Origin of the sequence: Flavobacterium sp. Sd200, from assembly GCF_009826935.1 — a bacterium.
Lineage (GTDB): Bacteria > Bacteroidota > Bacteroidia > Flavobacteriales > Flavobacteriaceae > Flavobacterium.
Genome location: NZ_WUMN01000007.1, coordinates 67,770 through 80,693 on the forward strand (window position 1 = coordinate 67,770; position 12,924 = coordinate 80,693).

Below are 12,924 nucleotides of genomic sequence, written 5' to 3' on the forward strand. Positions count from 1 at the left end.
TCTTTATTTCTGATACAAATGTACAACGGGTACAAAGGCTTATTTTAACATTTTCGACAATGGCTCAATTAGTAACGTTAAACCGTTTATAAATGTCGATGAATGGTAAATAAATCAGATGAATGTACCTTTTCGTCTGTATCGGAAAGGCAAAGTAACGGCATCTTTAACGTTTTTTAACGTTTTTTCGATAGACAAAGCATAGACAAAACGAAAATAATTTACATGTTAAACTGCTTATTTACAGTTATTTAGTGTTATTTTGTTTTTTGATATAGACAAAGGCGTATAGACGGGAGTTAAAAAAATGATAAAATGGAGTGTTTTCGTCGCAAATGCATCATTACATTTCGTCGAGCATTTTTTCAAGTTCAACTTCGTCTTTAAGTTCCATCTTTTTCCTTACACGGTATTTTTTTGTAATCACACTTTCATGAGATATTTGAAGTAGCGATGCAATTTCTTTATAACTCAGTTTTAGTTTTAAGAGCGAACAAAATTCAAGGTCGTTTTTTGTAAGTCGCGGATACCTGTTCATAAGCGTGCCGGCAAATTCCGGATTAAGATCGTTAAAACGTGCTTCAAACTGTTTCCAGTAATCTTTTTGTTTGACCAGTTGCTGCAGTTCTTTCTTGATATCGTTTGCTGTTGTATAGCCTGTAGTATTGCATTTTTCTATCAACTCATTAAGATGGTCATAATAATTAGCCAGTTGAAGGGCAATAGAGGTGGCTTCGCGTTGCTTTTCTTCAATAGTATTTTTTTGAGAAGTAAGCAATTCATACTGGTGTATGCGTTGCTGCTCTATAAAAGCCTTATCGGTTTCTGCGTTTTTGAGCTTTTCTTTTTGCAGATGATTACGAAGCCTGTAGCTGCGCAAATACAGCAGTATTAATATTATAACTGCTACACTCGCTATAATGTACATATACAGAAGCCGTTCTTCTGTAGCAAGTTTATTCTTAAGCACGACATTGTTTTTAGCCAAAAGCATATTGCGCTCTCTTTGAAACTTGTTTTGATATCCGGCCTGCACCTGCTGCTCACTATAGCCGTTATTTATTTGCCTCACAGAGTCGCATATTCTTAAGGCTTCCTGTAAAGCCAAGCTTTGATCTTTATAAAGCCCTGCTTTTTCATACAATTCGGCTACAGATGTTTGATAAGCAAGTCGTTCTAATGCAACGCTTCTTTTATAAGATGTAGTGTTCTTATATTTTTTAGCAAGCCCTAACGCTTTTTTTAATTGCCCTGAACTAACCAGTACATCGAGATATCCACTGTAAATATTGGTGGTAAACCTTGATTTTTCCTGATCTAAAAGGCTATAGGCTTTCTCATAGTTTTGTAATGAAGCTTCGGTATGCCCACGTTCATACTCCAAATTTGCTATGCGATAATACAATACGCCCTCCAATTCGCGGTCTCCCAGTTTTGCAACATCTTTAACAGCGTTATTAAGCAGGGTGTATGCTTTGTCGTGCTGGCCTAGCTCTATTAAACACTCAGTATAATTAACAATAGCAATTGTATGGCGCTTGGTGCCCCTTTCGGCAGCGTTGTTTTGCAGGTAGGCTTCAAAAATATCTGTGGCAAACTTGTAGTTATTAGTTTGTATGTAAGCAGTTGCAAGAGATAGTTTTAAAAGCCAGAGGTAACAATTATCTTTTTGTTTTTCAAGGATGTCAATTCCATTTATAAGATATTCGGTTGCTTTTTCAAGCTTATCCATTCGCAAATAGGCCGATGACAGAGCATGATATATAAGTGCTTTGTTGGTTGCATTGCCATATTTGTTGTTTAAGGCAAGAGCCTTTTGGCCAATACTTTCAGAAATGCTGTAGTTGGTTAGTGCCTCGTGGGAAGCCGCCTCATTTATACAAGTATAAATTTGCAGCTGGGGGTATTTTTTAAGGTGTGCATGAGCCTTTTGATAAAATATTACTGCCGAATCGTGCTTGCCTGTAAGTCCTGCATAAATGCCCAGCGTATTGTATGCTTTTGCTTTTACAGTATCGTGGACTGTTTTTGCGCCAAGCAGTTTTAAGGCTTTTTTTTTATAGTTCCCGGCCTGCTCTGCTCCTGTATAGTTTACTTTTAGCCAAAGGTTATTGCAGTTTTTGCCTGTTTGTGCAGTTGTGGCCAAAGCTACAAAGAACAGCACTATAAGTGTAGGTTTCATTAACCGGCTATATGTCCATTAAAAGTTTTTCAAATTCATCATCATCATTGATTTCCATTTTCTTTTTGATGCGATATTTTTTGGTAATGGCACTTTCGTGAGATATTTGAAGCAGCGAAGCAATTTCTTTATTACTAAGGTTTAACTTTAGCAGCGAACAAAATTCAATATCGTTCTTTGTAAGCTTCGCATACCTGTTAGTAAGCGTAGTGCCAAACTCAGGGTGCAGGTTGTTAAAACGTGTTTCAAACTGTTTCCAGTAGTCCTGTTGTTTTACGAGCTGTTGCAGTTCTTTTTTTACATCGGCAATTTTTGTAATGCCGCCCTTGTCGCACTTCTCTACTATTTCGGCTACACTATCTTGATAATTAGCCATACGTAAAGCAGTGCTTGTAAGCTCACGCTGCTTTTCCTCGATAATTTCGCGCTGTGCATTGGTAAGCTCCTGTTCATGCAAATGGCGTTGTTCAAGCATGCTTTTTTCGGCCTCAACAGTTTTAAGCGCCTCTCTTTGCAGGCGGGTTCTTGACCAGTATCCTCTAAGGACTAATAGTATAACCAGCAAAACGGCGATAGCCGCTATGGTGTATAGTAGTAATTTAGCCCTGTCTGCCTCAAGATTTTTTTGCAGTACTTTGTTGTTAGCCTCTAATGAAATATTTTTTTCACGTTGTAGCTCGGTCTGAAATTTAGCCTGCATATCGCGCACTGCTTCTTCTCTTTTACTGGCAGATATAGAATCCATTATTGCAATGGTATGCTTATAAGCTTTTATAGCCTCTTTATCATTGTTAGTCGCTTCATAGGTTGCAGCAGTAGCATTTTTATATACTTCTTGGTCGTCAAGGTTTGCGCTTGCAAACAGTTTCAATTTATCAATACCTGCAATAACTTCTAATGCTTTTTTAGAATCGTTTTGAGCGTTAAGCAAATCAATATATTCTCCTGCAATACGTATCAGTCTCGAAGACCGTACTTCGGTAAGCATTTCAATAGCGCTTTTATATGCTTTAATAGCTTTGGCATTATTTTTTTGCTTAGATTTTAAATTGCCAATTTTAGAATAGCTAATGCCAATCATTTCTTTATCGCCAAATTTTTCAAGCCCGGTTATTGCTTCGTTTAACGATTTTTCGGCATCCTTATAGTTTTTTAATTGTATAAGTGCTTCGGCAATATTAATATGCGTAAGGTAGTAATTTTTAAGCCCGCCTATTTCTTTAAATCCCTTAAGGCTTTCACGGTAAAGGTCTATGGCAAACTTATAATTACCCATTGCCATATAAGTATTACCCAATTTTTGGTTAATGGCTGGAACTTGCTTTGTACCTTTTTTGTTTCCTTTTAGTATTGCGGCTGCTTTAAGTAAATAATTTACCGATTTTTTATAATCAAGCATGTAGCTATAATTACTGGCCAGTTCGCCGTAGGCAATAGCTATGCCCACATCGTTGTTTTCTTTAGTATTAATAGCAATACTTTCGTTAAGGGTATTGATGCTTAATTTATAGTCGCCCCTGTTTCTGTAACCAATGGCAAGGTTCATCAAGCTTCTGGTTTTATTGCGGGGGTATTTATCAAGATAGGTAAGCGATTTTTTTATATAATAAAGTGTAGAATCTGGTTTTCCTATCATACCATAATATATGCCATACAGATTATAGGTGTTGCCATAGATAGTATCATGAAGATTACCACTTTGTGCCAAGGTATTCTTTATAATTACAAGTGCGCTATCGGGATTGCCATATACAAGTCTGCGCGAGTCCTTCTCGGCCTTTACAAAATCGTAATCAGGCTTTTGGGCAAATAGGGGCAGGGCAAAAAGTAAAACAGCAAGGTATAATAAATATCTCATTGGCATCAATCTTACAGGCGATATTGTTGGCTGAAAAAAACAATGAGCCAAATTAACAATATTTTATGAATTATGAAATATTTAAAATATTAATATTTTTAATGTGCCAATAAATTGATTTTGTCAAATATTAGTGTGTTTTCAAAGCCTTTTCGCAATAAGAAATCTGTAAGTTTTTTCTTTTTATTTAAAATACTACTATCGTGTATGCTGTTCCACTGTTTTTCGGCAAGGGTATTAAAAACTTCAATATATTCGTCTTCATCAATTTCTTTCAAAGCCCTGTCTATATTGTATTTTGATATACCCCGCAGTTTAAGCTCGTTTACAATACGTCTTTTTCCGTAATGTTTTATCCTGAATTTTCCACGGGCAAAGCTACAGGCAAAACGTTCTTCGTTTAAAAAATTGTGCTCTATTAAATGTACTACAATAGCATCTATTGCCTGCGGAATCATATTAAGGCTTTTTAATTTTTGAACTACCTCTTCATGGCATCTGTCCTGATAAATGCAATAATGCTCCAGCTTGCGCCTGGCTTCTTCTACAGTATATGATTTATATTCTGTCAACGGGGTTAATTTGTGGATTCGTGGATTTGGTAATTCGGTTATTTATCTGAAACAAATATAACGAATCTATATTTTTAATTGTGCTATCCATTATAAAGCAATCAATCTTTCAAATTACCGAATTACCAAATCCACGTATCCACAAATAATCAAATTACCGAATGACCAGATCATCAAATTGCTCAATTTTCAAATTTTTGTGCGTACGAATCACTGCCTGTTCATTTTTATAATCGATCCATTTTTGTCCGCGGTATTTGCGCATAAAACTGTCAAAATATCGCATAATGGTTACATTGTAGGCGGCCTTTATCAGGTTTAACGGTTTGCGTGGAAAAGATCTCAGGCTCATAGAAAACCCAGGGGTAACATATTTCATGTAATGCCAGTAGCCTTCAGGCATATATAGCATTTCGCCATGCTCAAGATCGGCAACAAGTCCATGGGCGTGTTTTAGTGCCGGCCATTTTTCAAAGTCAGGATTGTCAAAATCAATATCCTCGCGCGAAATGAGTGCATGAGGCACTTTATATAAATAGGGTGTTTGATCCGGTGCAAAAAGAATGCATCTTTTTTTTCCGTGAAAATGAAAATGCAGTATGTTGCTAAGGTCTATATCATAGTGTATAAACACTTTGCTGTTCTCTCCTCCAAAAAACAGCATTGGCAGTTGTTTTACAAGCCTTAAACCTATGTCGGGCCATTTAAAATCGTTCTTTAAGGCAGGCACCTCTTTCATGAGGTTATATAAAAATATTCGGTAGTTGGTAGGCTTTTTTTCAAGAAGGTCTATATAGTCAGCCATTTTCATGGTGGCATGCGCCTGATTAAAACCGTCTTTATGAGACACCGGCCTGTCATCATACAACGGCACAGTTTTATCTCCGGCAAGGTCTTTTATATAATCGAGTTTCCACTTTGTGTAGGCAGGCCAGTCTTCAGTAAGCTGTTCTATTACAAGAGGTTTTTGCTTTTTTACATAATTGTTATAAAAATCCTCTTTTGTAATGGTTTTTACCCGCTCAATTTCGGTTAGGTGTAATGACATCAGTAGGTCTTTAGTACTACAAATTTACTAAAGGGTTAGCAAAATGTAAATTACACGTATCTTAAAGTTTCCTTAATAAATGCAGTTAAAAAAAACTATAATTCAAAAAAACACTGGTTACGTTGGCAGATGTATAGGTATGTACACATATTCTTGTCGGAAATATCGCTCCGCTCACCGTAAGATAACTGCTGTTAAACGAAGATGTTGCCGTTGGGCTAAATGTTATGCTACTTTTGGTATAGAGATAAGGAAAACTCATTACAAAAGAATTGAAAGTAACTGCTTTAAACAACACAAATATGAAAATAGTTAAAGTAAAAACCCTGCACATATTTAATAACGATTGCCAGGTACTAAGAACCATAAAAGTGTTTACCATTTTCGGATTTACGCTTTTCACCAAAACCATTGGTCAGGATATTATATAACTCCCCCGTTGTATTAATCAAAACAAAGAGCCCGCTATATAACGGGCTCTTTGTGCATTTTATAAAAAGGTTGTTTTATTTCTTTACAATAATAAATTCTACCCTGCGGTTTTGTGCATGCTGTTCATCTGTGCAGTTGTCCCCACATTTTATAAGAGGCTCACTTTCGCCATAGCCCTTGCCACTAATGCGTTCTTTGGCTATGCCTTTGCTTACTACATATTGTACGGTGGCACGGGCACGGTCGTCAGATAATTTTAGGTTATATTCATCAGATCCGCGGCTGTCACTATGCGTTTTAACAGAGATTACCATAGTTGGATACAGTGTCATGGTTTGCACCAGCTTATCCAATTCAAAGGCTGCTTCCTGTGTAATGTTACTTTTGTCAAAATCAAAATAGATGTTCTTTAAAACAATCTTACCATCTACAATAATGTTTGCAAGTGGTTTTAAAGGAGCCGATATAGGCACAACGCCTCCTTTTGTTTTAGGAAGGGCAAACGATGCGTTTTCATAGCCTGTTGCTGTTGCCTGCAATACAAAAGCCTTATCACAGTCTACGCTGTAGATCAGTTCTCCGGCTGTATTTGTAGTTTTGGTTTCTATAACATTGTTCTTGTCGTCCAGTATGGCAACTTTAGCATTTGCTAACGGCTTGCCTGTGCTAACATCGGTTACGGTTACAATAGCCTCTACACCACAAAGCGGAATGGCGGCATATAAATTATCCTTTCCGGCCTTGTTACTTGCAAAAAAACCAATGTTTTTTGTATTATTAAACGAAAATGCAAAATCATCTTTTGGTGAGTTTACAGGTAATCCCACATTTATAACCTCACCATCATGTGCAAGGTCTATATAAAAAATGTCAAGTGCCCCAAAGCCTTTATGCCCTTCCGATGAAAAATACAGCTTGTTGTCGTCTGTAATAAACGGAAAGCTTTCGCGGCCTTCAGTATTTACTTTAGGGCCAAGGTTTACAGGCTCGCCATAGCTGTTGTTGCCTTTTATCTCTACTTTCCATATATCCGAACTGTTGCCCATAGAGCCCTTGCGGTTTGAGGCAAAGTATAATGTTTTACCATCTTTACTTACAGATGGCCCGCTCGTAGACCATTTGTTGCTGTTAAACGGCAGTGCGGTTACATTGCCCCACTTGCCATCTTTTTTTGTGGCTTTATATAGGTATATGAGACTGTTTTTTTGTCCGCCGCTCTTTTCAGAGTCGCCCTCCCTAAAACTTTCGCTGGCAAAATACATGGTGTTGCCATCGGCAGTTATGGCAAGTGGCCCGTCATGATGCTTGCTGTTAACATCGGTCAGGGGTTTGGGTTCGCTAATGCTGCCATCATTATTATAAGTAGCATAATAGATGTCCATAAACGGCTGCTCGTCACGGCCATAGGTTTTGCGTGATGTATTGCGCGCACTGGCAAAATAAAAACTGTTGTCGTTTAAAACAAAAGCCCCAAAATCGCTGTATTTTTTATCGTTTATGTCCAGTATCTTTTCATCGAATAGTTTGCTCTGGCTGCGAAGCTTTGGCAAATAATCAGGATCCTTTTTAAAAGCCAGGGCACGCTGGTCTTTTGGCGCAAGCGATGCAAACTTTGCCATTTGCTTATTGGCTTCTTCAAACTGGCCTTCTGCCTTCAGCATTTGCGCATATTTATAATATACCTCCGCATCCTGCTTTGTCTTTACTGCTTCTGCATACCAAATTATGGCTTCCTTACTGTTATAAACATTGTAATAGCTTTCTGCCAACTGACGGTACACATAAGGATCTTTACCTTTTTTTGTAAGTTTAAGATATTCTTTCGCGGCGTCTACATATTCAAAACGGGCAAACAGTTTATCGGCAGTTTCGGTAGCGGGGCTTTGTGCCCAAACCTGTGTGGCAGCAAAAAAGCCGAGAGCTATGTATAAGTTTTTCATGGCTTAGAAATAACGTGGTGAACGGGATACTTTTTTCGGGAAGTTCAAATCGAACAGCAGCATGAACTCGTGCGATGCCGGGGTGGTAACGTCAAGGTCGCTCACAATGTGGTCATACGCATAGCCTATCCTTATGCTTGGCGTAATGGCATAGTTTACCATAGCTCCAAAGCTGTCGTCTATCCTGTAGGTAGCACCTATCTCGAATTTGTCGAAGAACAATGCATTAAGCGATCCGTCGATGCTTGGGTCTACTCCAAAAGCCGATTTTACCATGGCCGATGGCTTTAGCTTAAAGTTGTCGGTTATCTCGAACACATAGCCTCCTGTCAGGAAGTAATGCGATTCTTCCGAACCGAATTTACCACTACCGCTTACGCCCCTGTAGTCAAGGTGCTTGCTCTTTAGCATGTTTGGCACTGAAAAGGCCACATAATATTTGTTGGTGTAGTAAAAGATACCCGTACCTACGTTAAAATAGGTGCGGCTGATGTTTTCTGAAAAGGCAGGGTCGTTGGCATCAGGAACGTTGCCGTTGCCTATATCGTCATAAAGCCCTACTTTATGGAAGGTTGCACCGGCTTTTAAGCCCAGTGCTATGCGGTGTTCGCCGCCAAGCTTTATGGTATAGGAGAAGTCGGCATATACGTTGGTCTCGTTTACTGGGCCTACCTCATCGGTAATGGCAGAAAGACCCAAACCTACGTTCTTGCCCACAGGGCTGTGGCCTGAAAAGGTCCCGGTGCTCGGGGCACCGTCTACGTCTACCCATTGTTTACGGTATAATAACCCGAATGATAAGTGTTCTTTTGATCCCGCATAGGCCGGGTTAATAACATTCATGTTGTACATGTACTGCGTGTAATGCGGGTCCTGCTGCGCAAAAGAATCGGCTAAACCGGAGAGAGCCAGTAAAGCGGCAAAGTATATTTTTTTCATGTAGTGAATTTTTGTTAAAGCACTGTTTATAGTGCAATAACATGGGCGGGCTAAAGGTAATTATTTTTCTGAATTAACTTTTGCTTAAGAAAAAACTTTAACCTTAGCAGGATATATCTTTTATAAAAAAGACAGGTAGTCGTACAGGGACATATTTGCAGGAAGCTCCATTTTAGCTGCCAGTCTTTCTTTGCGTTTGCGGCAGGCTTCAGGAGTAATGTTAAGCATCGAGGCAATTTCTTTAGTGCTAAGGTTCATGTATATATAGGTAATAAACCTTATGTCGTTGCCCGTTAGCATGGGCTGTGCCGTTTTAAGGCGGTTAAGAAAGCCTTGGTTTACCTCTTCAAAATGGGTTAAAAAGCTGTCCCACTCGTCGTTCGTTTTAAGGTGGCTTTTTAAGGTTTTTATATGCCCTGCCAATTCAGGATTCTTTGAAAGTTCTGTAGTTCCGGAAACCGAAGAAAGTATGTCTTCGATAAGTTCATTCCTGCCTGACAGGTACAATGCCTTGGCCGATAGTTTTCGGTTGCGGGCTTCTATCTCATTTTTAAGGCGTTCCTGTTCTAAGAGGGCAGTGGTTTCTTTTTCTTTTATTTGTTGTTCCAGTAACAGGTTTTCATTCTTTTCTTTTTCCAGCTGTAGTGCCATTTCTTTTTCGTTATGCTCAGCCTCAAGTTGTTTTTGCCTGTTCTTAACCGAAATATTGCGCAACACCAATACTATAATGGTAACAACAGCAATTATAACGGCAAGGATATAGTAAAACAGTTTGCGCTCGCTGTTAAGCTTTGCCGAGTTTATAGCGATTTGGTTCTTATAATCCTGGATCTCAAATTTTACACGGTTAGTTTGGTACACCTCGCCGTTCTTAATTTTGTTGAGCTCCTTGTCGCCCCATATAACCGAGTCTTTATATTGTAAGGCTTTGTCGTATTCCCTGCTTTTGGTGTAGGTTTCGCTAAGCAGGCTGTACACCGTTCTTTTTACATCGGCATTTGGTTTGGTATCCAGTATTTTCTGCGCTTCGGCAACAGCTTTGGCAAAATTGTCTTCTTTTATGTAGCTGCGTGTGATTATGAGCGAAAGCGAAAGCCCGGTGTCGTTAAAGTTTGGGTCTTTTAGTTTAGAAAACAAAGCTGTGGCTTTTTCGCGTGCCAACTGAGCATGTCCTGCAAGCAAATCATTCTCAGCCAAACCCATTTCTGCCAAAAGCAACATTTCTTCGTTGTCTTTAAGATAAGGAAGCGACTCTTTAAAATAATCACGTGCTTCTTTAAGGCTGCGCATTTCGTTGGCCACGTTGCCAAGATTCATGGCATAAAGCCCTGTTTTAAACAGGTCTTTATTTTCTTTGGCAATAGAATAGGCTTTTTTAAAATATTCAGTGGCCTTTTCATGGTCTTCCTCTTTGCTGTATAAAATGGCAATGTTGTTAAGCACCACCATTTCATATTTTGGTTCAAGGTGTTTTACAGCAATGGTGTAGCTTTCGAGGTAGTGGTTAAGTGCCTCGCCATAATCGAGCAGTGCATAATAGTTGGCACCTATATTATTGGTAGCCAAAAAAAGCTGCTTATACCAGTGGTTTTTTTGGGCTATTGTGCGTGCTTCCGTTAGCAGTTCGAGCGATTTTACATGGTCTTTTTTCCACATGGCATCTATGCCGCTTTGCACCAGGCTGTCGCAATGCGCCCTGGGATCGGCTGCATTTGTTACACCCGAAAAAAGCAGGAACAACAGCAGTATAAAAATACTATGAGGTCTTATTTTGAACATGTAGTGCTATAGTTGCATGCCAAAGATAAGCATAAATTAATTACACAACCCTGGTGTGTTGATAGGGGTGGAGAGTAACATTTGTTAATTATACAGCGCTTTTGCGGTATTGTAAAGGGGTAATGCCAGTCATGCTTTTAAAAAACTTGGTGAAGTTTGTGGGCTCATCATAAGCAAAACGTTGTCCTATTTCAGCTACAGGAAGGTTGGTTTCTTTAAGTAGTTTTTGTGCCTCTTCAAGAATTCGTTCTTCCATATAATCGCAAACCGATGTGTTTATGGCAAGCCTTAACGTGGTGGTAAGATGGCGTGGGTGTATAAAAAGCCTTGAGGCAAAATCGCTGGCATGAAAACGCTTTGGTGCAGTCCCACTCATCAGGTCGGCCAAATGCTGTTCTGCCAGATGCACAAAATTGGCTGCAATTTCGTCTTTACGGGCAAGCACCTTAGTGGGGATCTGGTTTTTTGTTTCGGTTTTCATGTTTGAAGCTAAGATAAATACTAAATTACAAAAGAAACTGTATTTTTGCGCAACAAGATTTGTAAATGCCTAAAAAGAACCCCGATCAGATTAGTTTGTTTCCCGAAACGCTGTATGAATACCACATACTGCTTTCGCCAAGCGATGCTATAAAGGAAGATGTGGATGGCCTAAAACAACAGCTTCATGAATTGATAGGGATAGCCGAAAGAGACCGAAAATCTATAGCACACATTACACTGCTAAAAATGGAGGCTTTTGAAAGCACCGATGTAAAGGCTCTTATTAAAAAAGCGGTTTCGGGTTTTACTAAATTTACCATAAAACTTAATGGGCATGATGCATTTGAGCATGGTACAGAGCGCACTTTTATCATCAAGATCGAAAACCCGTATCCTATAGACGATCTGGTTTCGGCTATAAAGCAGCCCAACCGAAAGCGTGTACCAAAGGTGGTAAACAGGCAAACCAGTATTATTGATAAGCCCTCTGATCATAAACCTAAAAAACTGGGCATGATTCCGCATATAACCATTGCACGCAATGTATTGGCGGCCGATTTAGAAAAGATTGAAGACTTTACTCCGTTTGACTACATTAACGAATGGGTTTGCGATCGTATTACCATTCGCCGACGCCTTGCCGGAACCGATAAACTTTTTACTCCTGCAGGAGAGGTGAAGCTGGGGTAACCGGATTGTTGAATATAGGATTATTAGATTTTGGATTGAACTACACTTGTGCTGAATTGACTCTAAGTGTGTATACATTAATCTTAAATCTCCAATCTTAATTCTGAAATCCCTTATACCCACTTGGCTTTATGTTCTTTCTCTTTTTAAAGTAGTTAGACAGGTGGCTTTCGTCGGTAAAGCCAAATTCGTGTGCAATTTGCTTAAAAGGCATGCGTCTGCCTGCAATGCGTTTTTCTATAAGTTGGGTGCGCAGGTTGTTAATGTACTCCCGATAAGTAACCTCAAAGTTGCGCTTAAACCAGGCACTAAAATAGCTCTGAGCAATATTAAAATGTGTTGCAATGGCCTTTACCTGTACCTTTTTTGGATCGTAAATATGTTCATGAATGTAAGCAATTACCTGTTTATTGTCCGGAGCATAGCCTTTGGCAGGTAATTCCATTTTTTTCATAGCCTCACGTATTAGCCCGAATATAGACAGTATCTGGTAAAAGACTATGGGCGAAACCGACACGTCTTTGCGGCTGTTGTAGGCAGTAATGTTGCGAACGGTGTTGTGCAGTATGGTGCTGCAGGGCTCATCAAGCGTAAGTACCGTTTCCTTTAGCAGCTTTTCCCGCATAAACTGTTCCGGGGTGTTATAAAGCATGTCGTCGGTAGCGAGGTTCTTTTTAGAGCTGAAGTAACTGTCGGTAAACTTTATAAATACAAACCGGGTGCTTTTATGAATGTCAAAATAATGCTCATCGTCCGGCGAAATGGCAAACAGGTTTCCTGTGGTGTACGGAATGAGGTTTTGGTTAAGATGGTGTATGCCCTCGCCGTGTACTATATATATGAGTTCATAATACGTGTGGCCATGCACGGGCAAATGAAATTTCTCTTCCTCAAATTCATCTATAACGAGTGAGTTGTACTGGTTAAGTTTCTTCATGAAGCAAAGTTACAATTAAGTGTCATAAATATACAACTTTAAGCAGTTGCAGTATCGTAAATTT

The 12,924-nt window shown here is 39.2% G+C and carries 11 protein-coding genes; 2 read left to right on the top strand and 9 right to left on the bottom strand.

Annotated features, from left to right (window positions below):
* Positions 1 to 343: 343 nt before the first annotated feature.
* The 4 genes from GR160_RS16235 to GR160_RS16250 form a co-directional block, all read right to left on the bottom strand.
* Complete coding sequence (locus GR160_RS16235; protein ID WP_160750947.1) at positions 344 to 2,182, bottom strand: hypothetical protein; 1,839 nt, start codon at positions 2,180 to 2,182, stop codon at positions 344 to 346.
* A 7-nt stretch (positions 2,183 to 2,189) separates the two neighbouring features.
* The gene (locus GR160_RS16240) at positions 2,190 to 4,040 is read right to left on the bottom strand and encodes a transcriptional regulator (protein WP_160750948.1); all 1,851 of its coding nucleotides are present in this window, start codon (positions 4,038 to 4,040) and stop codon (positions 2,190 to 2,192) included.
* Between the two features lie 98 nt (positions 4,041 to 4,138).
* Positions 4,139 to 4,612, bottom strand: a complete 474-nt coding sequence (locus tag GR160_RS16245; RefSeq protein ID WP_160750949.1) for a regulatory protein RecX — start codon at positions 4,610 to 4,612, stop codon at positions 4,139 to 4,141.
* Between the two features lie 154 nt (positions 4,613 to 4,766).
* Complete coding sequence (locus tag GR160_RS16250) at positions 4,767 to 5,660, bottom strand: cupin-like domain-containing protein (RefSeq protein ID WP_202390805.1); 894 nt, start codon at positions 5,658 to 5,660, stop codon at positions 4,767 to 4,769.
* A 302-nt stretch (positions 5,661 to 5,962) separates the two neighbouring features.
* Here GR160_RS16250 and GR160_RS19520 point away from each other — a divergent pair, with 302 nt between their 5' ends.
* Positions 5,963 to 6,091: a hypothetical protein gene (locus GR160_RS19520; protein WP_255478546.1), complete on the top strand. Its 129-nt coding sequence runs from the start codon at positions 5,963 to 5,965 to the stop codon at positions 6,089 to 6,091.
* Positions 6,092 to 6,166: 75 nt separating this feature from the next.
* Here the strand turns inward: GR160_RS19520 and GR160_RS16255 are convergent, their stop codons facing one another.
* The 4 genes from GR160_RS16255 to GR160_RS16270 all read right to left on the bottom strand — a co-directional run bounded on the left by GR160_RS16255 (position 6,167) and on the right by GR160_RS16270 (position 11,231).
* Entirely contained in the window at positions 6,167 to 8,032 is a 1,866-nt protein-coding gene (locus tag GR160_RS16255; RefSeq protein WP_160750950.1) for an OmpA family protein, read from the bottom strand.
* Between the two features lie 3 nt (positions 8,033 to 8,035).
* The gene (locus GR160_RS16260; protein WP_160750951.1) at positions 8,036 to 8,971 is read right to left on the bottom strand and encodes a type IX secretion system membrane protein PorP/SprF; all 936 of its coding nucleotides are present in this window, start codon (positions 8,969 to 8,971) and stop codon (positions 8,036 to 8,038) included.
* Between the two features lie 120 nt (positions 8,972 to 9,091).
* Positions 9,092 to 10,750 carry a tetratricopeptide repeat protein gene (locus GR160_RS16265; protein ID WP_160750952.1) on the bottom strand — a complete coding sequence of 553 codons (1,659 nt, stop codon included), beginning with the start codon at positions 10,748 to 10,750 and terminating at the stop codon, positions 9,092 to 9,094.
* Between the two features lie 88 nt (positions 10,751 to 10,838).
* On the bottom strand, positions 10,839 to 11,231 hold the full coding sequence (locus GR160_RS16270; RefSeq protein WP_160750953.1) for an AraC family transcriptional regulator: 393 nt from the start codon (positions 11,229 to 11,231) through the stop codon (positions 10,839 to 10,841).
* Between the two features lie 65 nt (positions 11,232 to 11,296).
* Between GR160_RS16270 and GR160_RS16275 the strand changes: the two genes are divergently transcribed.
* Positions 11,297 to 11,923, top strand: a complete 627-nt coding sequence (locus GR160_RS16275; protein WP_160750954.1) for a 2'-5' RNA ligase family protein — start codon at positions 11,297 to 11,299, stop codon at positions 11,921 to 11,923.
* A gap of 97 nt (positions 11,924 to 12,020) precedes the next feature.
* Here the strand turns inward: GR160_RS16275 and GR160_RS16280 are convergent, their stop codons facing one another.
* Positions 12,021 to 12,860, bottom strand: a complete 840-nt coding sequence (locus GR160_RS16280) for an AraC family transcriptional regulator (protein WP_160750955.1) — start codon at positions 12,858 to 12,860, stop codon at positions 12,021 to 12,023.
* Between the last annotated feature and the right edge of the window lie 64 nt (positions 12,861 to 12,924).

What these genes read in the sequence shown, in the direction of transcription:
- GR160_RS19520 (WP_255478546.1), top strand. Translation starts at nt 5,963, where the DNA reads ATGAAAATAGTTAAAGTAAAAACCCTGCACATATTTAATAACGATTGC.
- GR160_RS16275 (WP_160750954.1), top strand. Translation starts at nt 11,297, where the DNA reads ATGCCTAAAAAGAACCCCGATCAGATTAGTTTGTTTCCCGAAACGCTG.
- GR160_RS16265 (WP_160750952.1), bottom strand. Translation starts at nt 10,750, where the DNA reads ATGTTCAAAATAAGACCTCATAGTATTTTTATACTGCTGTTGTTCCTG.
- GR160_RS16255 (WP_160750950.1), bottom strand. Translation starts at nt 8,032, where the DNA reads ATGAAAAACTTATACATAGCTCTCGGCTTTTTTGCTGCCACACAGGTT.
- GR160_RS16240 (WP_160750948.1), bottom strand. Translation starts at nt 4,040, where the DNA reads ATGAGATATTTATTATACCTTGCTGTTTTACTTTTTGCCCTGCCCCTA.
- GR160_RS16250 (WP_202390805.1), bottom strand. Translation starts at nt 5,660, where the DNA reads ATGTCATTACACCTAACCGAAATTGAGCGGGTAAAAACCATTACAAAA.
- GR160_RS16270 (WP_160750953.1), bottom strand. Translation starts at nt 11,231, where the DNA reads ATGAAAACCGAAACAAAAAACCAGATCCCCACTAAGGTGCTTGCCCGT.
- GR160_RS16260 (WP_160750951.1), bottom strand. Translation starts at nt 8,971, where the DNA reads ATGAAAAAAATATACTTTGCCGCTTTACTGGCTCTCTCCGGTTTAGCC.
- GR160_RS16280 (WP_160750955.1), bottom strand. Translation starts at nt 12,860, where the DNA reads ATGAAGAAACTTAACCAGTACAACTCACTCGTTATAGATGAATTTGAG.
- GR160_RS16235 (WP_160750947.1), bottom strand. Translation starts at nt 2,182, where the DNA reads ATGAAACCTACACTTATAGTGCTGTTCTTTGTAGCTTTGGCCACAACT.